A 21713-nucleotide genomic window follows, 5' to 3' on the forward strand; every position below is an offset into this window, starting at 1 on the left:
CGATCGCCCCGTCTTATTGCGCGGAGTTCGGTTGGAATGATCCGCCTCCCGTTCAGGCGGCCTTGCTTTGCTCCACGGCGTCGGCAAGCCCTGCCATGGAGGTGAAGTGGAAATCGGGCTTGGTGAACTCGGCGGGTTCGATCGTGCCGCCATAGCCCTTCTGGGCGTGGCGCCGCTCGATCCAGCAATTGGTCAGCCCGAGTTTCCGCGAAATACCGATGTCGTGATACTGGCTCTGGGCGACGTGCAGGATGTCGTCCTTCGAATTGCCTTCCGAAGCGACGAAGGCGAAGACCTTCTCGAAGAAGGCCGGATCCGGTTTTTCGGTACCGGTGTCGTCGGCGGTGAAGGCGGCGTAGAAAGGATTGCCGAGTTCCCGGGAGAAATGCTCGAAGGCCCAGCGCCGGGCGTTGGTCATGGCGACCAGGCGGTAGCGCTTGGCGAGCCGGGCGAGCGCCTCGGCGCTGTCGGCAAAGCCCTTCCAGTCTTTCGCGGAATCGCGCAGCCTTTCGCCATATTTTGCTTCGGCGGGAAGCCCGAGCTCCGGTGCGATCGCCAGATAGACGCGCACCAGGTCGTCGGGGAAGAGATCGGCGTCGGGAGAATACCGCGCCGCGCGGTAGAGCTTCAGCGCCTCTTCGCCATCGACCGCGACACCCGCCTCCTTGGCGATGCCGGCCAGGCAATCCTTGATGCCGCCCTCGAAATCGATCAGCGTGCCGACCACGTCGAAGGTGAGATATTTGAAATCCGCGAAGGTCTTTGCCAAGTTTTTTTCCTCGATTGAGCGCGACGAAAGTCATTCGCGCTTGGCTTGCAGAAGAAAATGCTGTCTTCAATGGGCCGCTGGCGCTTGACACAGGGGGCTAAACCCCTGCTTTCCCGGCATTCTTGCACCCTTAGCTCACCCAGTTTGGCAGTATCGGCTCGCCGGATTCTCTGAATGGGAGAAGGATGGCGGCACAAAATTGCGAATATCAGGATAAACCGGTATTTCGCCGTTCCAACTGCCGATCCGCCGGAGATGCCCGCCCGCGGACCGGGAGAACGCCGCTTCAGGCTAGCGCCGCGCGGACATCCGGATCCTCCAAAGTCTCGTCCAGCGTCGTCCGCGTCCGCTCGACGATGGCGTCGATTTCCTCGTCTGTGCAGCAGAGCGGCGGGGCATAGCCGAGAACACCGTTGCCGAACGCGCGGATAATAAGGCCGTTGTCCCAGGCGCGGTCGAAAATTCGGCGCGCGGGATCGGCAGCGGCCGGCAAAGGTGTCTTGCGTTCCTTGTCGACGACCAGCTCGATCGCCGCCAGCATGCCGCGTCCGCGGACATCGCCGACCAGCGGATGATCGCCGAGGCCGCGCAAGCCGGCCATCAGCCGCTCGCCGGCCGTGCGGCCGTTTTCGAGAAGCCCGTTTTCGTAAAGGCGCAGTACTTCCAGGCCGACGGCGGCGCTGACCGGGTGGGCGGAATAGGTGTAGCCGTGACCGACAGCCGACGCACCGGCGCCATCGGCGATCGTGTCGTAGACCCTGTCCGAGAGGAAGACGGCGCCCATCGGTACATAGCCGGATGTGAGCCCCTTGGCCGTCGTCATCAGGTCGGGGACGATGTCTTCCTCGGTACACGCAAACAGTGGCCCGGTGCGCCCGAAGCCGGTGATGACCTCGTCGGCGACGAACAGGACGTCAAGCTCCCGGCAGAGGTCCCGCATCGCCTTCATCCATCCCGGTGGCGGCACGAGTACGCCGCCAGAGCCCTGAATCGGCTCGACGTAGAAGGCGGCCAGCCGGTCGGCGCCGAGCTCCTCGACCTTGGCGCGCAGCGCCGCGACCGAGGCGGCTATGATCGCGGCCGGCTCGCTGCCGGCGGGGTTGCGATAGGCGTAATGCGATGGAATCTTGTGCTGCCAGTCGAGCGGCACCCCGAACCCAGCGTGGAAGGCGGGCAGAGCCGTCAGGCCGGCACCGACGGTCGAGGAGCCATGATAGCCCTGCTCGACGGAGATGAACTGGTTCTTCTGCGGCCGTCCCTGCGCATGGTAATAGTAGCGGATGAAGCGGATGGTGCTGTCTATGGCGTCCGATCCGCCAAGCGTGAAATAGACATGGTTGAGATCGCCCGGCGCCCGTTCCGCCAATTCGGCGGCGAGCCGGATCGCCGGTTCGGAGCCGAGGCCGAAATAGCCGGTGGCATAGGGTAGCTCGCGCATCTGCCGGGCCGCCGCCTCGACGATGCTGTCATGGCCGTAGCCGGCATTGACGCACCAGAGCCCGGCGAAACCGTCGATCATCGTGTGCCCGGAGGCGTCGGTCACGGTTGCGCCCCTGGCGGAACTGAGGACGCGGACCCCGGTGCGCTCGTGGCTGCGATAGGAGGCGACCGGGTGGACCAGATGGGCGCGGTCGAGTTCGATAAGGGAGTTGCTATACATCGAGATCTCCAGATCAGCCGAGCGCCTGATTGGCGAGGGCAAAGGTAGTGGCGGCGCGATCGGCGGCGCGGGGAAGGAGCGGCCTTTCCATGGTGATCCCGCCGCCGACATGGGCGAGCCCCTGGTCAAACAGCCACGGGGAGAGCCCTGTCTCGGCGGTGGTGTCGACCCGAACGAATTGTCCGCTTCGCATTGCGATGAAATGGACGACGAGCGCCTTGGCATCGTCGACGTTTGCAGCAACGACGGGCCCGATGACATCGCCACGGCCAAAGGCGCGCAGGGCGGCGAAACCGGTAATGCGGCCGTTGCGGCGGATGACCGCGAACTCGCCGAACTTGGCGAGATAGGCGATCAGATCCCGGCGATCGGCTCCGAAAGCGATGCGGTCAAGAGCGGCGATAGCGGCAATGTCGTCCGCGGTCGCCGCCGCCGTTTCCGCAGGCGCGGCGAGGTTTCGTGCGATACCTTGGTGCTGCAGCACGGTGCTGGTTTCGCGGAAGCCGAGCTTTTCGTAGAGCGGCAGACCCTCCGCCGTCGCCACGAGCCGGAGCGGCCGGTCGCCGGCAATCCGCAAAGCGGCATCCATCAGACTGCGCCCCAGGCCACGGCCGCGCATCGCCTCGTCGACGATCACCATGTTTATCGTAAGGCAGTCGTTTCCATAGCCTGTCGCCAGCGTGGTTCCGACGACCCGGCCGGCCTCGAGGGCGACGACGCCCTCACTCAGCGCCAGCGCCATCTGCCAGTCCTCCAGCCGGTGCGGCCAACCCGCCTGGCGGGAGAGGCGCACGGCGCTCTCCAGATGCTCCGGGCCGAAGGTCGCAAGTTCGATCTGACTTAACTGCATGGAAGGGTCCTTGATTTCCTCCAGCAAGTTTCAAGGAAGGCCGACCGGCAGATCGTCCGAAGACGGTGCCGGGGGCGGTATCTTATACCTTTACGTGAGCGGGTCGCCGCATCTTATGCCGGCAGGGCGGCGGCAAAGGGTCTCGAGCGTGGGAACAAGCCCGAGCGCTGTGGGCAGTGCACACAACCATGTGCCAAAGCCGCCCGCGGATACGGTATAATCTGCTTCGATGGGCGCCAAATCGCGCAAGCCGGCGGACGGGACACGCCTATGATCCTTTTCGGATAAACCCGGGTCACGTCATTGAAGAGGAGAATGCGCATGGCGAACTTCCGTCCGAAATACATCACCTTCGACTGCTACGGCACTCTGACCAATTTCCAGATGGCGGAAGCGGCGCGCGACCTTTACGGCGAGCAGCTCGACGAGCCGCGCATGGCCGAGTTCATCAAGAATTTCGCCGCCTATCGTCTCGACGAGATCATGGGTGACTGGAAGCCCTATGCGGAAGTGGTGCACAATTCGCTGGAACGCACCTGCAAGCGCAACGGCATAAAATTCCGCGAGGAAGCCGCCCGTGTGGTCTATGAGCGCGTGCCGACCTGGGGCCCGCATGCGGACGTGCCGGCCGGACTTGCCAAGGTCGCCAAGGAGATACCGCTCGTCATTCTGTCGAACGCGATGAATTCGCAGATCATGTCGAATGTCGAGAAGCTGGGCGCGCCCTTCCATGCGGTGTACACGGCCGAACAGGCGCAGGCCTACAAGCCGCGCTTCAAGGCCTTCGAATATATGTTCGACATGCTGGGCTGCGGCCCGGAGGACATTCTCCACTGCTCCTCCTCGTTCCGCTACGACCTGATGTCGGCGCACGATCTCGGCATCAAGAACAAGGTCTGGGTCAACCGCGGCCACGAGCCGGCAAATCCCTTCTATGGGTATACGGAAATCAAGGATATTTCCGGCCTGCCCGGCGTCGTCGGGCTCTGACAGGAGATGGCCATGCAGTTCAAGTCCTACTGGCACGACACGGCTCGCCCATTTGAAATGGGCAGCCGCGCACCGGTCGAGGGCCACTATGACGTCGCCGTCATCGGTGGAGGCTTCACGGGCCTCGGGGCTGCACGGCAGCTCGCAAAAGCCGGCGCGAAGGTGATCGTGCTGGAGGCGAACGCGGTCGGATCGGGCGCCTCCGGCCGCAATGGGGGTCATCTCAACAACGGCATCGCGCACAGCTTCGTCGCCGCCAAGGCGGAACTCGGGCCGGAGCGGGCCGCGGCGCTCTACCGCGCCTTTGACGCGTCCATCGACACGATCGAACGCATTGTGGCGGAAGAGGGGATCGACTGCAGCTTCCGGCGGGCCGGCAAGCTGAAGCTTGCCTCGAAGCCGGCGCATTTCGAGGCGATCGCCCGGAACTTCGAGGTGGTGAACCGCGAGATCGACCCGGACACGGCGCTCCTGACGGCGAACGACCTGAAGAGCGAGATCGGCTCGGCCTCGTTCCACGGCGCAATGCTCTCAAAAAAGAGCGCCATGATGCATATGGGCCGCTTTGTCGTCGGCCTTGCCGATGCGGCCGTCCGCCACGGTGCGACCGTCGTCGAGAACGCGCCGGTGACGGGCCGGCGCCAGTCAGGCGGCAAGCAGGAATTGACGACGCCGCGCGGCCGCGTGACGGCGGACACCGTACTGCTGGCGACCGGCGCCTACACGACCGGCGCCTTCGGCTATTTCCGCCGTCGTATCGTCCCGGTCGGGAGCTTCATCATCGCGACCCGGCCGCTCAGCGACGCCGAGATCGCCGCAACCATGCCCGGCAACCGCACCTGCGTCACCTCTCTGAACATCGGCAACTATTTTCGGCTGTCGCCTGACAATCGCCTGATCTTCGGCGGCCGGGCGCGGTTTTCGGCAACATCGGACCAGCGCTCGGACGAAAAGAGCGGCGCTATCCTTCGCGCCAGTCTCGCCGAGATCTTCCCGCAACTCGCCAAGGTCGAAATCGACTATTGCTGGGGCGGCCTGGTCGACATGACCAAGGATCGTTTTCCGCGGGCGGGCTTCACCGACGGCCTCTGGTACGCCATGGGCTATTCCGGTCACGGGGCGCAGATGTCGACCCATATGGGGATGCTTCTTGCCGACGCCATTCTCGGCAAGGCCGATCGCAATCCGGTCAAGGATCTCGGCTGGCCGGCCGTGCCCGGACATTTCGGAAAACCGTGGTTCCTGCCGTTGGTCGGTATGTATTACAAGATGCTCGATAGGATTCAGTAGATCACTGGAGAGTGATGCAGCTTATTATCTGCTTTCCCTAAGCTCAGCATGCATTCCGGGGCGCCGGCGAAAGCGTTCGGCCGCAAAATCGACGAATGCGCGCACTCGAGCCGAGACCATGCGCCCTTCCGCATGCACGATGTGGATCGGCACCGGCTCGCGCTCGTAGTCGGCCAGCACGATCTTGAGGCGACCCGCCTCTATCTCCGGCGCCACCTGGTATGATTGGAACCGGGACAATCCCCATCCAGCGACCGCAGCGGCGATGGCCGAGTCGTTGGTATTGCAGATGAGGCGCGGACTGATCGCAGCGCGGATGCCGCTGTCACGTCCGAAAAGCCATTCCGAATGACCGAAGAGCCCATCGCGCCCGATGATGCGGTGATGAGCGAGGTCGTCAGGGCTCTCGGGCTCGCCGAACCTTTCGAAATAACCCGGGGACGCGCAAAGCACTTGCCTGACCGAGCCTACGCGGCGCGCGATGAGGCCGGAGGCGGGGAGCGCCGCGATGCGGATCGCGACATCCAGGCCCTCCTCGACCAGATTGGTCACGCGGTCGACAAAGACGGTTTTCACCTGCATGGCAGGGTAGAAATCGAGAAATTCAAGGATGACGGGGAGTACATGGATGCGCCCGAAAAGCGCAGGCGCGGTAACCGTGAGCAAGCCCGCCGGGTGAATAAAGCTGCCGGCCGCATTGGCCTCCGCCTCGGCAATCTCCACGAGGATTCGCCGGCAATCGGCGACATAGCCTTCGCCGGCAGCAGTCAACTTCAGAGAACGGGTCGTGCGGATCAGGAGCCGCGTGCCGATCTGATCCTCGAGCTTTGCAATCGCCCGGGTCACGGATGGCGGGCTCATGTGCAGCACCTTGGCGGCAGGGGCGAAGCCGCCGCTTTCCACCACCTGCACGAAGATGCGCATCGCCTGCCAGCGATCCATCGCGTTCCTGCCCTCAGAGAATTATTTCACTGGGTGAAATGGTCTAGTGTTTTCGATCGAGCTTATCAACTCTGCGTATAATAATCATTCTGTGATCTCCATTCTTTTGCAGGAGGCAAGAATGCAACTCTACTATCATCCGCTCTCCGGCCACGCTCATCGTGCCCGGCTTTTTCTCTCGCTCCTCGGTGTCGAGCATGAGCTCGTGCTCGTCGATCTGGCCGACAAAGAGCACAAGGAGGAGCAGTTTCTGAAGCTCAACCCGTTCGGGCAGGTCCCGGTGCTCGATGACGACGGCACGATCATCTGCGATTCGAACGCCATTCTCGTCTATCTCGCCAAGAAGATGGAGCGCACGGACTGGCTTCCGGAAGACCCCCAAGGCGCGGCCGTTGTCCAGCGCTGGCTGTCGGTCGCCGCGGGCCAGATCGCCCACGGTCCGGCGCAGGCGCGCCTCATCAACGTGTTCAAGGCACCCTACCGGCCGGAAGAGGTCATCCCTCGCTCCCATTCCATCCTGACGTTGATCGAGGCCGCGCTCGAGGGAAGGCGCTGGATTGCCGCCGACCGGCCGACCATCGCCGATGTCGCGCTCTACAGCTATGTGGCACGGGCGCCGGAAGGCGACGTTGATCTTCAGCGATACTCGAACATCCGCGCCTGGCTCGAGCGCCTTGAGGCGCTACCGGGCTTTGTCGACTTCCAGAAGACCCCGGTGGGTTTGGCGGCCTGAGGAGGCAAGGTTATGGAGAGCCCCATCCTGTCTGCCTCGCCCTGGCATGAGGGCGAGATGGCGCTCCAGCGGCAACTGGGCGTGGAGGCACGCATGGAAGAGGTCGGGTACCGCGTCATGCGTGACCATCTGATCGACCAGCACCGCGAGTTTTATCCTCTGTTGCCGATGGTGGTGCTGGGGGCGGTGGACCAGGATGGCGACATCTGGGCGACCCTCAGGGCCGCCCGTCCTGGCTTTCTCCATGCGCCCGACGCCCATCGGCTCACGGTCGAGCTCGGCAGAGAACGGGCGGACCCCGCCGAGTCGGGCATGAACGATGGCGCCGCGATCGCTCTCCTCGGAATCGATCTCGGCACGCGCCGCCGCAACCGGCTGAACGGAACTCTCAACCGCCACGCCAAGGGATTTGATATCAGCGTCGCCCAGAGCTTCGGCAACTGCCCCAAATATGTTCAGCTCCGGCATGCCCGCTTCATCCGCGATCCGTCGCAGCCGCCGTCCGTGCCGCCCAGAGTGAGCTCGGAGCTTGACGATGTTGCGGGCGCCCTTGTCGGGCAAGCGGATACATTTTTCGTCGCCACCTATGCCGACCTGTCGAGTGGGCGACAAGTGGATGTCTCGCATCGCGGCGGCAGAGCCGGATCCGTGCATGTCGGTGAAGACGGTTGGCTGACAATCCCGGATTTCGTCGGCAACCGTTTCTTCAACACCCTCGGCAACATCGTGGTAAATCCGCGAGCTGGGCTTGTCTTCCCGGACTTTGCGACGGGTGTCCTCCTCCAGATGACCGGCGCGGCCGAGCTCTTGTGCGGCCAACCAGAGGGCGGGCTCCTGGAAGGCGCGGAACGCTACTGGCGTTTCCAGCCGCGCCGGATCGTTTGGCGGGCCGACGCGCTGCCGATCCGCTACGATTTAGCCGAATGGTCACCCTTCGCACTGGCCACTGGCGTCTGGCGTGCTTAGCTCAGCCCGCCGATGTGGAAGCTTTTCAGTTCGAGATATTCCTCGATGCCGCATTGCGCGCCCTCGCGTCCGAGGCCGGATTGCTTGACGCCTCCGAAGGGCGCCACTTCGGTGGAAATGGCGCCGGTGTTGAGGCCGACCATGCCGAATTCAAGCGCTTCGGCCACGCGCCAGGAGCGCTTCAGGCTTTCGGTGTAGAAATAGGCGGCGAGCCCGAAGGGCGTGCCGTTGGCGATGGCGATGGCTTCCTCTTCGGTCTCGAAACGGAAGAGGGGAGCGACGGGACCGAATGTTTCTTCGCTGGCGAGCAGCATGTCGGAGGTGGCGCCGGTGAGCACCAGCGGAGCCGTGTATTGCCGCCCCTCCGGCAGCGATCTGCCGCGCGCCGCGACCTTTGCGCCCTTGGCAAGCGCATCCTCGACATGGCGGTTGATCTTCTCGATGGCCGCAGCGTTGATCATCGGGCCGATGACGTTGCCGGGTTCCGTTCCCGGGCCGACCTTCATGGCGTTGACACGGGCGCCGAGCTTCTCCGCGAAAGCGTCGTAAACGCCCGCCTGTACCAGGATACGATTGGCGCAGACGCAGGTCTGGCCGCCGTTGCGGAATTTGGAGGCGATCGCCCCCTCGACGGCGAGGTCGAGATCGGCATCGTCAAAGACGATGAAGGGGGCATTGCCGCCGAGTTCGAGGGAGAGCCGCTTGACGCTGTCGGCGGCGCCGCGCATCAGCAACGACCCGACTCGCGTCGATCCGGTGAAGGAGATCTTGCGCACCGTCTCGTTCGCCATGAACTCGTTGCCGATCTCTGTCGGCATTCCAGTGACGATATTGACGACGCCTGCCGGAATACCGGCGCGCTCGGCAAGCACGCCGAGAGCGAGCGCCGAAAAAGGCGTGAATTCCGACGGCTTGATGACCACGGTGCAGCCGGCGGCGAGCGCCGGTGCCACCTTGCGGGTGATCATCGCATTCGGGAAGTTCCAGGGCGTCACGATGGCGCAGACGCCGACCGCTTCCTTAAGCACGACGATGCGGCGGTCCGCCGTGGGCGAAGGGATGGTATGGCCGCCGATGCGGCGGGCTTCCTCGGCGAACCATTTGACGAAGGCGGCGCCATAGCGGATCTCGGCGCGCGCTTCGTCGAGCGGCTTGCCCTGTTCCATCGTCAACAGCAGCGCCAGGTCCTCGAGATTTTCGACCATCAACGCGTGCCAGCGCTCGAGCAGAGCGGCGCGCTCGGCATGCGTCTTCTTCTTCCACGGTCCGAACGCGGCAGCGGCGGCATCGATGGCAGCACGGGTTTCCGCCGTGCCCATATCCGGCACGGTGCCGAGGGCAGCTTGCGTCGCCGGGTCGATCACCTCGACGACCTGCCCAGAGGCAGCACCGATCCACGCCCCGTCGATCAGGCCCGATTGCCGGAAAAGATCCTTGTCATTCAATTTCAGCATTGTTGTTCCTCTGACGATCAGTCGAGTGCGGCTAAAACCGCGGCTGTGATGGTTTCCGTCCTATCTCTGCCGGGCACTGTTCCGATCCCGGCGGAGGTGGCGGCGGCGATCGCCGCCATGATCCGTTCCGCCGCCGCAGCCTCGCCGAGATGATCTAGCATCATCGCGGCCGACCAGATGGCCGCGAGCGGGTTGGCGACGCCGAGATGGGCGATGTCCGGCGCCGATCCGTGCACCGGTTCGAACATCGAAGGAGCGCTGCGATCGGGATTGATGTTGGCGGAGGCGGCAAAGCCGAGGCCACCCTGAATGGCGGCACCAAGATCGGTCAGGATGTCGCCGAAGAGATTGGAGGCGACGACGACGTCGAGGCTTTCCGGCGTCATGACCATGCGGGCGGCCATCGCGTCGATGTGATAGCTGGTAACAGTGACGTCTGGATACTCGGCGGCCAGCCGTTCGGTGATTTCGTCCCAGAAGACCATGGAGTATTTCTGCGCGTTCGACTTCGTCACCGAGGCGAGCTTGCCACGCCGGGCGCGGGCCTGTTCGAAACCGAAGCGGAGGATGCGCTCGACACCGGTTCGGGTGAAGATCGACGTCTCGACGGCGACTTCGTCCGCCATGCCCTGATGGACGCGGCCGCCGGCGCCTGAATATTCACCCTCGGTGTTCTCGCGGATGCAGAGGATGTCGAAATTTTGTGCCTTCAGCGGACCTTCGACGCCAGGGAGCAGGCGATGCGGACGGATATTGGCGTATTGCACGAAGGCCTTGCGGATCGGCAGCAGCAGCCCGTGCAACGAAACCGAGTCGGGAACCTCGGCCGGCCAGCCGACCGCACCGAGCAGGATGGCGTCGAAACCGCGCAGCGTCGCGATTCCATTGTCCGGCATCATCGCCCCGGTCTCTTTGTAATAGGCGCACGACCACGGAAAGGTCGTGGCCTCCAACGCGAAGCTCGACTGTGCGGAGACTTTCTCCAGCACCTGCCAGGCGGCCGCCGTCACGTCTTGGCCGATGCCGTCTCCTGGAATCAGCGCGATCGAATAGGTCTCCATGTCCATCCTTATCACTCAGAGGTTGATCAGCACGCTCTTGCTGCGGCGGTTGGCGAGATAGGCCTCGCGTCCCAGATCCTTGCCGATGCCGGAACTCTTGTAACCGCCGGTCGGAAGAATGTGGTCGCGCGAGCGGCCGTAGCGGTTGACCCAGACTGTTCCGGCCTCGAGCCGCCGCGTTATCCGGATGGCGCGCGACAGGTCGCGGGTGAAAACGCCGGCGGCGAGGCCGTAGGTCGGATGGTCTGCGAGCGCCAAAGCCTCCTCCTCGTCGTCGAAGGTCTGCAGCGTCAGCACCGGGCCGAAGATTTCCTCGGTCACGGCCGGAGAGGACTGCTCGACGCCGGCGATCAGTGTCGGCGCATAGAAATAGCCCTCCCGGTCGAGACGCTTTCCGCCGATCAGGCACTCGCCGCCAGCGTCGAGCGATGACTGGACAATCGAATCGATCCGGCCGATCTGGCGCTCGGAGATAATCGGCGAATATTGGCTGGTCTCGTCCCAGGTCGGGCCGGGGATTATTGCGCGCATGTGCGCGACCATCGCTTCGGTCAATGCAGCGGCGACTTTCCGGTCGACGATCACGCGAGAGCCGGCCACGCAGGCCTGGCCGGCATTGGCGAGAATGTTGCGGGCGATCGCTTGTGCTGCGCGGTCGAGATCCGCATCCGCGAAGACGAGCTGCGGGCTTTTTCCGCCGAGTTCGAGCGTCATCGGCTTGATGCCCGTGCGGGCGACGTTTTGCATGATCGCCGCCCCAGCGGCCGTCGAACCGGTGAAGCTCACCTTGCCGATGCCCGGATGACCCGTAATGGCGCTTCCCGTCGTCGGCCCATCGCCGAGCACGACATTGACGAGCCCGGCTGGAAGGCCGGCGCGCACCGCAAGCTCGGCGAGATAGAGCGTCGAGAAAGGCGTCATCTCGGACGGCTTCAGCACGACCGCATTGCCGGCGGCAAGCGCCGGCCCGAGCTTCCAGCCCGCCATCGAGACCGGGAAGTTCCAGGGCGTGATCGCGCCGACGACACCATAGGGCTCGGTCATGATCATGCCGAGATTGTCGTCATCGGTCGGCACCAGATCGCCGCCTTCCTTGTCGGCGAACTCGGCGAAGAAGCGGATCTGCTCGGCGGTGATGGCGATATCGCCCTCAATGAGGTGACCGATGGGGCGGGTGGAGGCGACCGCTTCGAGGCGCGCAAGCGTCTCCGCCTCCGCTTCGATGAGGTCGGCCCAGCGGGAGAGGGCCCGCGTCCGTTCGCGCGGGCGCAGGCCAGACCAACCGCTCTCCTTGAGCGCCTGGCGAGCGCTCGTGACCGCCTGATCGACCAGGTCCTCTCCCGCCACGGGGCACTCGGCGAAGGCGGCGCCATCGGAAGGGCGGTTCATCGCGAGCCCGCCGGCCGCGGGCACGTAGCGGCCGCCGATGAAATGTCCGGAGGGGAGTTCGAGCGTATCGGGATTGAAGCTGAGGGTCATCGCTGTTCCTTGGCCTTCGGTCCAAGCAAGATTAGCGGTCACCATCCGGCAGTTTCGGTCGAGTGGACCAAAGGGGGCGACGGAATATCCCGTTTGCAGCAAGCGTTTCAGCGCAATGTTTTGCTGTCCAGCGTCGCCCTGAGGCAGGCGATGAATGGCTGGACGAAGCGGGAAGCGGGACGAGCGTCGTTAGTCGTTGCGACCGCCTGCATCGTGATGCGCGGCAGAAAGGGACGGGCGACCAGCCCCTCGAATTCGCGCCAGGCAACCAGGCCGTCGACGAGCGCTATTCCCAGGCCCTCGCGCACCAGCGGCGCGGCGCCAACGGAGGAAGCGATCTGGATGGCGACATTGCGCTGCCGGCCGCTGTCGGCAAAGGCAGAATCCATTGCCGCGCCGATCTCGGCGTGCGAGCCGTAGGAGATCAGGGCCTTGCCCTCGAGATCCGCGGGCGTGATTTCCGACCGTTCCACAAGCGGCTCGCCGGCGCGCATCACCGCGACGATCGGCACCTCGCAAAGGACTTCGCTGCGCACGGTCGGCGCCTGGATGAGCGACAGCGTGACGGCGAGATCGATATCACCGAGGAGCAGCGCCTCGGCGATCTCCCGCTTCGGCAGCGCATGCAGGTGAACCTTCACTTCGGGGTGGCGGGCGCGAAAGGCCGAGAGCGCTCCCGGCAGGACCGAATAGGTCACCGGCAAGCTCGCGCCGAGCCGCAAAAGACCGATCTTCTGCGCGCCGATGTCCCTCGCCAGCGCCTTCAAAGCCTCCACTTCGCGAAATACGCGATCGGCATCGGCATACAGCAGGTTCGCTTCCATCGTCGGCACCAGCCGCCCGCCGATACGGTCGAAAAGCGCATAGCCGAGCTGGCCCTCCATATGATGCAGGAGTTTGCTCGCCGCCGGTTGGGAAATCCCGAGCGAATTCGCAGCAGCGGTGATACTGCCATCGCGCATGATTGCCCGGAAGATCTCAAGCTGGCGCGCGTTCATCGCTCCCCGTCCCCGCACGCCGAAGTCTTAGCCGACGCAAGGGAAGCCATCAAAGCCCATATCTCTCGCGCATCTCGCAGAAGATCGCGCCCATCTGCCGGTCGATCGGGGGTTCGTCCTCCGCGGGAAGGGTGGCGACGGTCTCGAATATGCGATGCTTCAGGAAGAAGCGCCAGCCGACCGGAACGCCCGCGAGGAAACGGGTGAGCAAATCGTAGCGCTGTTGCGTCCACACCGCCTCGAAAGCGATGCGCTCGGTCCCATAGGTGAAGGTGCCGGGCCTCGGTCGTGCTCTGGCGCGCAAGGCAGCCGTGGCGTCCGCGTCGATCTCGTCCGCAGCGATCGCCACGCCATAGTCGCGGCGGGCGCTTTCGAGCGAAACGGCGCCGCGGCGGACATCGCGCAGCACGGCACTTGCCGGCCGCTCGAAGGGATCGCCATAGCCACCGGCACCCGGTCCGATCACGCGTATGACGTCGCCGGGATTTAAGCGCACGACGTCGGTATTGCCGAGATCGGTCTCGTCGCTCCTGCCGGGATTGCGGATGAAACGGGAGATCACACCCGCATGCCCACCTTTCAGCCCCCAGGAGGGCATGATCGAGCGGTTGCGGTTGCGAGCCGTCACGACAGTCTCAGGCGCCGACACCTGGAATTCCATGATCGCCGATAGGCCGCCGCGGTAACGTCCCGGTGCGCCGGTATCCGGCTCAAGTCCGTAACGCCGGAAGCGGATCGGGACTTCCGCCTCGCTGATCTCGATCGGCGTGTTGCGCAGAAAGCCGGTGGCGCCGCCGGCGCCATCGCTGCCGTCGCGGATCGGCGATCCGCCACCGCCGCCGCCGACCGGGCCGATCGACGCCATGACCGCGCGGCCGTTCCTGGCGCTGGTCTTGACGTTCATGATCGCATTGCCACCCGGGGAGGCGGCGGGCATGAGCTCGGGCAGCGCCTGGGCAAAGGCCCCGACGGTAACGATCTGGGTCATCGCGCAGGTGAGCGACCGCATGCCGACCGCTGCCGGCCGCTCGCAGTTGACGATGGTTCCCTCGGGCAGCACGGCGCGGGCCGGCCGCAATGTGCCGGCGTTGAGCAGCAAGCTATTGTCGAGCGTGTAGAGCACGTAGGTGAGGCCGACCATGACGAGGGGATGGCGCTCGCGTCCGCCGGTCGGCATGTTGAGCGAGGAACCGAGCTGCGGGTCGCTGCCCGTATAGTCGAGCTCGACCTCGTCGCCATTGACGCGAAGCGTCAGCGCCACACGGCAGGGCTTTCCGCCGACGGAATCCTCGTCCGCATAGTCGGCAAAGAAATATTCCCCATCCGGCACACGGGCGATGATCGCCCGTGTCTGCGCCTCCGCATAGTCGAGGATCTGCCCGACGCCATCGATGAAATCCTCGTAACCGAAGCGGGCGATAATCTCCTTCAGCTTTCGCTCGCCGATATTGACGGAGGCGATCTGGGCGTTGAGATCGCCGATATTCTGTTCCGGTAGCCGCACATTGGCCGCCATCATGCTAAGCACGACTTGGTTCAGAACACCCGCTTGAACAAGCTTGACCGGCGGGATGCGCAAGCCCTCCTGCTCGATCTCCGTCAGGGAGCGAGAAAGGGAGGCAGGCACGGCGCCGCCGACGTCGGTGTTGTGGATATGGCCGACGACGAAGCAGGCGAGCCTCCCCTCATGAAAGACCGGCTTCCAGATGTGGATGTCCGGAGAATGGGTGGCGACGAAGCCGCTATAGGGGTCGTTGGTGATGCAGATGTCGCCCTCGGCATAGTCGTCGAACATTTCGATCAGCGGCGCATAGTCGATACCGCTGTACCAGGGCGCGCCGAACTGGCGAGGGTTTGCGAAAGCGAGCCCCTCGCGCGTCACTATCTGGCAGGAGAAATCCTCCGTTTCCTTGACGAAGGCCGAATGGGCGGTGCGCATCAGCGTGAAGGCCATGGCATCGGCGGCTGCGGCGCAGAAATTGGCAAGCACTTTCAGGTTTCTACGGTCGATCGCCATGTCAGGCCTCCCTGCGGGTGATGACGAGGTTGCCGAACGCATCGACATCGACGACGAAGCCCGGCGGAACGACCGTCGTGGTGTCGTCCTGCGCGACGATGGCGGGACCGTCGAGGCAATGGCCGGCCCTAAGATCAGTGCGGTGGTAGACGGCGGTCTGAACGGCCTTGCCATCGAACCAGGCATCGACCGCCAGCCGCGGCGTTACCGGGGCCACGGCGGGGGCGAGCGGGAGGAGGGCCGGCTTCGGCGTTGCGCCCGAAATCGTCAGGCGCAGATTGACCATCTGCACCGGCGCCGTGGGCGATGAATGCCCGAACAGCCGGGCATGCTCGGCATGGAAGGCATCCGCCACTGCGGCCGCATTGCGAGCTTCAAGCCACGCGCCTTCAAGGGGCACCTCGATTTCGTAGGATTGTCCCTGATAGCGCATATCCGCGAGGACCTTGACCACGGCTTCGCCCTCGAAGCCCTGCTTATTGCGCAGCCAGTCTTCGGCTTGCGCGCCGAGCGCGGCATAGGGAGATGCCACGGCGGCGAGCCCCTCGACGGTCACGTCGCAATAGACCGTGCGGATGAAGTCGTTCTTGAGATCGGCGATCAGTCCGCCGAGCGCTGAGACGACGCCGGGTGTCGGCGGCACCACCACGCCTTTCATGTCGAGTTCGCGCGCCAGGAAGCAAGCGAGCATCGCGCCCGCGCCGCCGAAGGCGAAGAGATGGAAGTCGCGTGGGTCGATGCCGAAGCGGGAGATCAGCCCGCTCACCTCGGCATACATGCCCGAGACTGAGATATTGATGATGTCACTGGCGACGGCTTCGATGCTGCTCCCGAGGGCTTCCGCAAGCGGTGCGATCGCCGCGCGCGCCGCTCCGTGATCGACCTCGACGGCACCGTAGCCGAGCGGCATATGGCCGACCAGGTTGCAGGCGGCGACGGCGTCCGTCACTGTCGGTCGGGTACCGCCGCGTCCGTAGCAGGCCGGGCCCGGCGTAGAGCCGGCGCTGTCGGGGCCGACCTGGAGCATGCCGAGCGGATCGACCCAGGCGATGGAGCCGCCGCCCTGTCCGACCGAACTCACCGAAACCGACGGGATATGGATCTGGAAGTCACCAATCAACTCGCCGACACCATATTGCGGCTCGCCGCCGATGATCACGGCCACATCGGCACTGGTGCCGCCGATGTCGAGGCTGAGAATCCGGTCGAAGCCGCTCGCCCTGGCGAGATAGCCGGCGCCGATGACGCCGGAGGCGGTGCCGGACAGGATCATCTGCACACAATCACTGCGCGCCTGGTCGATACCCATGACGCCGCCATTGCTCTTGGTGATCAGCAGCGGACAGGCAAGCCCTTCCTGGCGCAGCACCGTCTCGAAACGATCGAGGTAGCGCGAGACCCGCGGCTGAACATAGCCGCTGATGACTGCGGTGATGGTGCGCTCATATTCGCGAATAATCGGCCAGGTCTCGGCCGAAGAGAAAACCGGCAACTCGGGCGCAAGCTCGCCGATCATCGCCTTCACGGCTGTTTCGTTCGCCGGATTGCGATAGGCGTTGAGGAAGGCAAGCACGATCCCCTTGGAGCCGGCCAGCCGTGCGGCATCGACCGCGGCCGCCACGTCATCGCGTTCCGGCGTGACGAGAACTTCGCCGTTCGCAAGCGTCCGTTCCGAGATGCCGAAGACGCGGCCACGGGGGATGAGCGGTTCGGGCCGCACCGAATAGAGATTGTGGATTTGCGGAATCTTGAGTCGCGCGATCTGCAGCACGTCCTCGAAATTGCGGGTCGTGAACAGCGCCAGATCGTGGCCGTTGCGCTGGATCACCGTGTTGACGCCAACGGTGGTGCCGTGGGTGAAATAGCTGACCCCGGCCGGATCGAGGCCGTCTCGGGCCTTCAACTTGGTCAGACCGGCGGTTATTTCGGCGCCGGGCTCGTCCGGCCGGGAAAACACCTTGAGGGTGGCGAGGCGCCCATTGGTTTCGTCGAAGACGGCAAAGTCCGTGAAGGATCCCCCGACATCGACGCCGATGCGATAGCTCATGTACTGTCTTCCTTGTTCTTCCGGCGACCAGAATCTGCTAAAAACGCACTGAGGACCAAGAAAAACATGGGGGTACGCCATAACCTCCGGTTATGGAGCCTCGTCAGGCTTTGGCACGCTCATGTAGTATTCCGGGTGCGGGACGGGCCGGAAGCCGGCCTTCTCATAGACGGCATGGGCATCCCGCGTCGCCAGCATCCAGGTGGTGACGGAGGCGAGTTCAGGGTGCTGACGAATGGCTTCGGCAAGCCAGGCGGCAAGGCCCCGCCCGCGATGGGCGGGCAGGGTGAAGACGTCCCTGAGATAGGCGAAGACTGCCAGGTCGGTCACCACCCGTGCAAAGGTAGCGAGGCTGCCGTCCGGCGCGTAGATCGCGACCGGCAGCGAGCCTTCGAGCGCACGCTCGAACAGGGCGCGGTCGAGGCCGCGTGCCCAATAGGAGTCTCCCGCCAGGTAGCTGTGAACGAGATCGAGGTCGAGCCGGCTGCGGTCGGTGCTGAGCCTATAGCCGTGCCGCTCGATCTCGTAGACCGGGATTTCCCGAAGTGACACCATCAGCCGACGGTCAGGTAGATCTTGCGGACGGTCTCGATCGTCCGCCAAACGCCCTTGAAGCCGGGCTTCATCACGAAACTGTCGCCGGCGCGATAGGTGACGGGTGCGCCGCCCTCTTCGGTCAGTTCGACCACGCCTTCGAGGATATGGCAGAACTCGAAGATCTCGCCCTTGATCGACCGGGTCTCGCCCGGCGTCGCTTCCCAGACTCCGGTGTTGACCATGCCGTCGCGAGCTACGTCCTGGGCCCAGGTCTTGAACGACGGATTGCCGGAAATCAGCCGCTCAGGCGTCGGGTTCGACCGCTTCGGCTCGAACTGCGGGTCAGTGTCGATGGTTTTCAGAAGAGACATGGTTTTCCTTTCGGGTTGTGATGGGTTCAGTAGCCTCGGTCGCTGTCGACGAGGCCGATAAGGTCGAGGCCGGCTTCATGGCGCCTGATATTGGCGATGACGGTTCTTGCCGCGGTCTCCGGCTGGGTGACGCTGGCGATATGCGGGGTGATGATCGCTTTCGGGTGACGCCACAAAGGATGGTCCGCCGGCAGCGGTTCGGGATCGGTGACGTCGAGGACGGCGCCCGCGAGTTGGCCGTTGTCCAGTGCAGCGACAAGCGCGTCCGTATCAAGTTGCGGTCCGCGCCCGACATGCACGAGGCCGGCGCCCCTCGGGAGCTTCGATAAGAGCGAAGCATTGAGAATGCCGCGCGTTTCGACAGTGAGCGGCAAGAGGCAGATCAGGATGTCCTGGGTGGCAAGGAAGTCGGTGAGAGCGGCTTCGCCATGGTGACAGGCGACCCCGGGGATCTCGCGCGGCGACCGGCTCCAGCCCGAGAGCGGAAAGCCGAAGGGACTGAGGCGGTCCAATACCGCCTGACCGAGATTTCCGAGCCCGAGCACACCGACCCGCCGCTCCGATGCCTGCCGGACCGGCCGCATCCGCCATTCGCGGGCGCTCTGCTGGTCGAGATAGCCGGGGAGGTCGCGATGCAGTGCGAGGACAGCGAGCGTCACATATTCCTGCATCATGCGGGTGATGCCGTCCTCGATCATCCGGACGAGCTTGACGTTCTTCGGCAGGCGGTCGATGGCAAACTGGTCGACGCCGGCACCGATCGAAAACAAAACCTCGAGATTGACGTAGCGCTCGAGGTCCGGTGGCGCAGTCCATGTCAACAGATAGCGGACCGCGGCGGGATCCACACTGCCGGCGTCTGCCACGAAGGGAAGCGAGGGAAGCTCGCGGGCGAATTCGGCTGCAAAGATCTTTGCCCGTTCGGCATCGGAATTGAACAGAAAGGCCATAATCTTCCCCACTGGTTTCAAGGCCATCGTTGCCCCGATGTGCCGGTAGAATGATCCGAAGCGTGCCTGCGCCACGGCATATGGCACTGATTTTATCGGCGGCTTCCGCTTAGCCGGATAAGCGGTGGCTAGGCGCGCAGCCTTTGCCCCAGCGCCTCGATCATGTTCCGGCAGGCCGCGAGCTCGCCGATCTCGATATACTCGTCCGCCTTGTGGGCACGTCCGATATCTCCCGGGCCGCAGATGATCGCGTCGATGCCGGCTGCCTGATAGAGGCCCGCTTCCGTCCCGAAGCTGACAGCGGGGAGCGGTTTCTGCCCGGTCAGGGCCTCCATGAGAACGGCAAGCGGCGCATCGTCCTTGAGAGACAGCGCCGGGTAGGCGCTCAAGACTTCCCAGCGTGCCTTGAAGCCGCGTTCGGCCAGGCTTTCAAGCTTGGCCTCGATGCCCGCAAGAAGCCGAGTCGGATCGACGCCGGCCACGGCGCGCGCCTCGAGCTCGATCGTGCAGCGGTCGGGGATGATGTTGACGGCTTGCCCGCCGGCAATTGTGCCGACCTGCAGCGACGAATAGGGTGGCTCGAAATTGTCGTCGAACGGCCCCTCGGTCAAAGCCTCTGCCGAACGGACCGCCTCGGTAACGATCTCCGCCATGGCATGGATGGCATTCAGCCCGAGGTCGGGCCGCGACGAATGGCCGGCGCGACCGATGAGCTCGATGCGGGCAGCGGCTTTACCCTTGTGGGCACGAATGGCGCGCAGGCCGCTCGGCTCGCCGACGATGCAGCCCTCCGGCTTCGCACAGAGATCCGGCAGCCGCGAAATGAGGTGCGGAACGCCGCGGCAGCCGGCTTCCTCGTCATAGGAGAAGGCAAGGTGAAGAGGCCGGGAAAGCGGTGAGGCAGCGATGGCCGGCAGGGCTGCGAGAGCGCAAGCCAGGAAGCCCTTCATGTCGCTCGTGCCGCGGCCATAAAGCCGCTCGCCCTCGCGCCGAAGACTGAACGGGTCGCTCGTCCACGTCGGCTCGGCGGCCGGCACCACATCCATGTGTCCTGACAGGATTATACCGGGCCGTTCGGCCGGGCCGATGGTGGCGAAGAGATTCGAGCGATCGCCTTCCGGACCCGGCAGCACGCTCACCTCGGCTCCGAGTTCCGTAAGGTAGGCGCGAATCCACCCGACGATCTCATGGTTCGCCGTTCCGACCACCGACGGAAAAGATACGAGGTAGGCGAGGATGTCTTCGGGTGTCTTCATTTTCGCCTCACAACATGCCGGGTTTGCCGAGATCGCTTCCGTCGATTATCCGTTCATAACGGTAAGGTGCCGGATCGACGCAGGGTCTGTCTGCGCGGATGAGATCCGCTGCGAGCCTGCCGGCCGCGGGGCCGATCCCGAAGCCGTGGCCGCTGAAGCCGGAGGAGATGAAAAGCCCCGGATGCGACGTCACGGAGGAAATCACCGGTATGGCGTCGGGGGTGGAATCCACCATGCCGCCCCAACTTTGCGCCGGACGAATGCCGGCGAGCGAAGGATAGGTGGCGACCAGCCGCGCGATGCCGCGTTCGATCAGATGCTGGTCTGGCCGTGGATCGAGCGTGCGAATCCGTTCGAAGGGCGAAACGCCGTCGGCCCGCCAGCGTAGGATCGCCTCCGGCCCTTGGAAGAATTGCCGGCCGATGGCGTAGGTCAGGCCCTTGCGGCGGACCTGGAAGGTCGTCCAGAAGGCGCGCGCCTGCAGGATGCCCCAGGGGGTCACCTGCAATTGCCCGAGCCCGCTCAAGCCCACCGTATAGCCGCCGTCGAGCCGCCGCCGGATCGTCAAATGCTCCATCGCGACGCCGCCTTCCGTCACCGCCGGTGCCGGGACAGTATAGAAGGAGCTCGACTTGACGCAGGCCTGGAGGAAGCGGATGCCATGGTGGCGCAGGAACATCCCGCTCCAGGCACCGCCGGCGACGAGAACGGAGGCGGCGCGGATGGAACCTTTCTCCGTGACGACGCCTGAGATGCGCCCGGCTTCTGTTTCGAGCTCGCGTGCGGCGCAGTTCTGGACGATCACTGCGCCGCGGCGCTGCGCCGCGCGGGCCAGTGCCGGCACCGCCAGTTCCGGTTCGGCACGGCCGTCCGTCGGCGAATGGACCCCGCCGATCCAGCTGCGGCTGTTGCCCGGCAGCATGGTCGAGCACTCGCTGCCGCCGAGCATTCGGGTGTCGACGCCGAAATCCTTGGCGACCCGGCCCCAGCGCTCCCAGGTGTCGAGATCGGCCTTGCGGGTGGTGGCATAGACGAGACCAGTGCGGCGGAAGCCGGTTTCCTCGCCGATTTCAGCATTCAGGCCGTCCCAGATGCCAAGTGCGAGCTGGGCGAGAGGCAGTTCACGCGCATCGCGGTTCTGCTGCCGGCACCAGCCCCAATTGCGGCTCGACTGTTCGCCGGCGATCACGCCCTTTTCTATGAGCGCGACCGAGGTGCCGCGTTTTGCGAGTTCGTAGGCGGCCGCCACGCCGGCCATGCCGCCGCCGACGATGACGACATCCGCCGATTTCGGAACGTCCTGACTGCTGGCGACGCGGCGGACGGGAGGAGACATCGGATAC

At 64.6% G+C, this 21713-nt stretch carries 19 protein-coding genes; 4 read left to right on the top strand and 15 right to left on the bottom strand.

Annotated features, from left to right (window positions below; translation table 11 throughout):
- Positions 1-52: 52 nt before the first annotated feature.
- The 3 genes from USDA257_RS14480 to USDA257_RS14490 form a co-directional block, all read right to left on the bottom strand.
- Entirely contained in the window at positions 53-769 is a 717-nt protein-coding gene (locus tag USDA257_RS14480; protein WP_014763721.1) for an HAD-IA family hydrolase, read from the bottom strand.
- Positions 770-1055: 286 nt separating this feature from the next.
- Positions 1056-2429, bottom strand: a complete 1374-nt coding sequence (locus tag USDA257_RS14485) for an aspartate aminotransferase family protein (RefSeq protein WP_041414232.1) — start codon at positions 2427-2429, stop codon at positions 1056-1058.
- Positions 2430-2442: 13 nt separating this feature from the next.
- Positions 2443-3279 carry a GNAT family N-acetyltransferase gene (locus USDA257_RS14490; RefSeq protein ID WP_014763723.1) on the bottom strand — a complete coding sequence of 279 codons (837 nt, stop codon included), beginning with the start codon at positions 3277-3279 and terminating at the stop codon, positions 2443-2445.
- 321 nt (positions 3280-3600) lie between these two features.
- On the opposite strand from USDA257_RS14490, the gene USDA257_RS14495 reads away from it, so the two are divergent.
- The gene (locus USDA257_RS14495) at positions 3601-4269 is read left to right on the top strand and encodes a haloacid dehalogenase type II (protein ID WP_014763724.1); all 669 of its coding nucleotides are present in this window, start codon (positions 3601-3603) and stop codon (positions 4267-4269) included.
- Between the two features lie 12 nt (positions 4270-4281).
- On the top strand, positions 4282-5559 hold the full coding sequence (locus USDA257_RS14500; RefSeq protein ID WP_014763725.1) for an NAD(P)/FAD-dependent oxidoreductase: 1278 nt from the start codon (positions 4282-4284) through the stop codon (positions 5557-5559).
- Between the two features lie 24 nt (positions 5560-5583).
- Here USDA257_RS14500 and USDA257_RS14505 read toward each other — a convergent pair whose 3' ends face one another.
- Entirely contained in the window at positions 5584-6501 is a 918-nt protein-coding gene (locus USDA257_RS14505; protein ID WP_014763726.1) for a LysR family transcriptional regulator, read from the bottom strand.
- A gap of 121 nt (positions 6502-6622) precedes the next feature.
- Between USDA257_RS14505 and USDA257_RS14510 the strand changes: the two genes are divergently transcribed.
- The gene (locus USDA257_RS14510; protein WP_014763727.1) at positions 6623-7234 is read left to right on the top strand and encodes a glutathione S-transferase family protein; all 612 of its coding nucleotides are present in this window, start codon (positions 6623-6625) and stop codon (positions 7232-7234) included.
- Positions 7235-7246: 12 nt separating this feature from the next.
- Positions 7247-8200: a pyridoxamine 5'-phosphate oxidase family protein gene (locus USDA257_RS14515; RefSeq protein ID WP_014763728.1), complete on the top strand. Its 954-nt coding sequence runs from the start codon at positions 7247-7249 to the stop codon at positions 8198-8200.
- Here the strand turns inward: USDA257_RS14515 and USDA257_RS14520 are convergent.
- The 11 genes from USDA257_RS14520 to USDA257_RS14570 all read right to left on the bottom strand — a co-directional run bounded on the left by USDA257_RS14520 (position 8197) and on the right by USDA257_RS14570 (position 21706).
- Positions 8197-9654 (bottom strand): NAD-dependent succinate-semialdehyde dehydrogenase, encoded by a 1458-nt coding sequence (locus USDA257_RS14520; RefSeq protein WP_014763729.1) that lies wholly within the window; start codon positions 9652-9654, stop codon positions 8197-8199. The two genes, USDA257_RS14515 and USDA257_RS14520, sit on opposite strands and share 4 nt — an antisense overlap.
- A gap of 17 nt (positions 9655-9671) precedes the next feature.
- Complete coding sequence (locus USDA257_RS14525) at positions 9672-10715, bottom strand: tartrate dehydrogenase (protein WP_041415279.1); 1044 nt, start codon at positions 10713-10715, stop codon at positions 9672-9674.
- A gap of 15 nt (positions 10716-10730) precedes the next feature.
- Positions 10731-12194: an aldehyde dehydrogenase family protein gene (locus tag USDA257_RS14530; RefSeq protein ID WP_014763731.1), complete on the bottom strand. Its 1464-nt coding sequence runs from the start codon at positions 12192-12194 to the stop codon at positions 10731-10733.
- 107 nt (positions 12195-12301) lie between these two features.
- Positions 12302-13192 (bottom strand): LysR family transcriptional regulator, encoded by an 891-nt coding sequence (locus USDA257_RS14535; RefSeq protein ID WP_014763732.1) that lies wholly within the window; start codon positions 13190-13192, stop codon positions 12302-12304.
- Positions 13193-13241: 49 nt separating this feature from the next.
- A complete protein-coding gene (locus USDA257_RS14540) occupies positions 13242-15209 on the bottom strand; it encodes a hydantoinase B/oxoprolinase family protein (RefSeq protein ID WP_014763733.1) in 1968 nt (655 codons plus the stop codon).
- A gap of 1 nt (position 15210) precedes the next feature.
- Entirely contained in the window at positions 15211-17256 is a 2046-nt protein-coding gene (locus USDA257_RS14545) for a hydantoinase/oxoprolinase family protein (RefSeq protein WP_014763734.1), read from the bottom strand.
- 90 nt (positions 17257-17346) lie between these two features.
- Positions 17347-17811, bottom strand: a complete 465-nt coding sequence (locus USDA257_RS14550) for a GNAT family N-acetyltransferase (protein ID WP_014763735.1) — start codon at positions 17809-17811, stop codon at positions 17347-17349.
- A complete protein-coding gene (locus tag USDA257_RS14555) occupies positions 17811-18164 on the bottom strand; it encodes a cupin domain-containing protein (protein ID WP_014763736.1) in 354 nt (117 codons plus the stop codon). The genes USDA257_RS14550 and USDA257_RS14555 overlap by 1 nt, the downstream gene beginning before the upstream one ends.
- 26 nt (positions 18165-18190) lie before the next feature.
- Positions 18191-19114 (bottom strand): 2-hydroxyacid dehydrogenase, encoded by a 924-nt coding sequence (locus USDA257_RS14560; protein WP_014763737.1) that lies wholly within the window; start codon positions 19112-19114, stop codon positions 18191-18193.
- Positions 19115-19242: 128 nt separating this feature from the next.
- On the bottom strand, positions 19243-20370 hold the full coding sequence (gene argE / locus USDA257_RS14565; RefSeq protein WP_014763738.1) for an acetylornithine deacetylase: 1128 nt from the start codon (positions 20368-20370) through the stop codon (positions 19243-19245).
- A gap of 7 nt (positions 20371-20377) precedes the next feature.
- Complete coding sequence (locus USDA257_RS14570) at positions 20378-21706, bottom strand: NAD(P)/FAD-dependent oxidoreductase (RefSeq protein WP_041414234.1); 1329 nt, start codon at positions 21704-21706, stop codon at positions 20378-20380.
- Between the last annotated feature and the right edge of the window lie 7 nt (positions 21707-21713).

This window comes from Sinorhizobium fredii USDA 257, assembly GCF_000265205.3.
GTDB classification, from domain to species: domain Bacteria; phylum Pseudomonadota; class Alphaproteobacteria; order Rhizobiales; family Rhizobiaceae; genus Sinorhizobium; species Sinorhizobium fredii_B.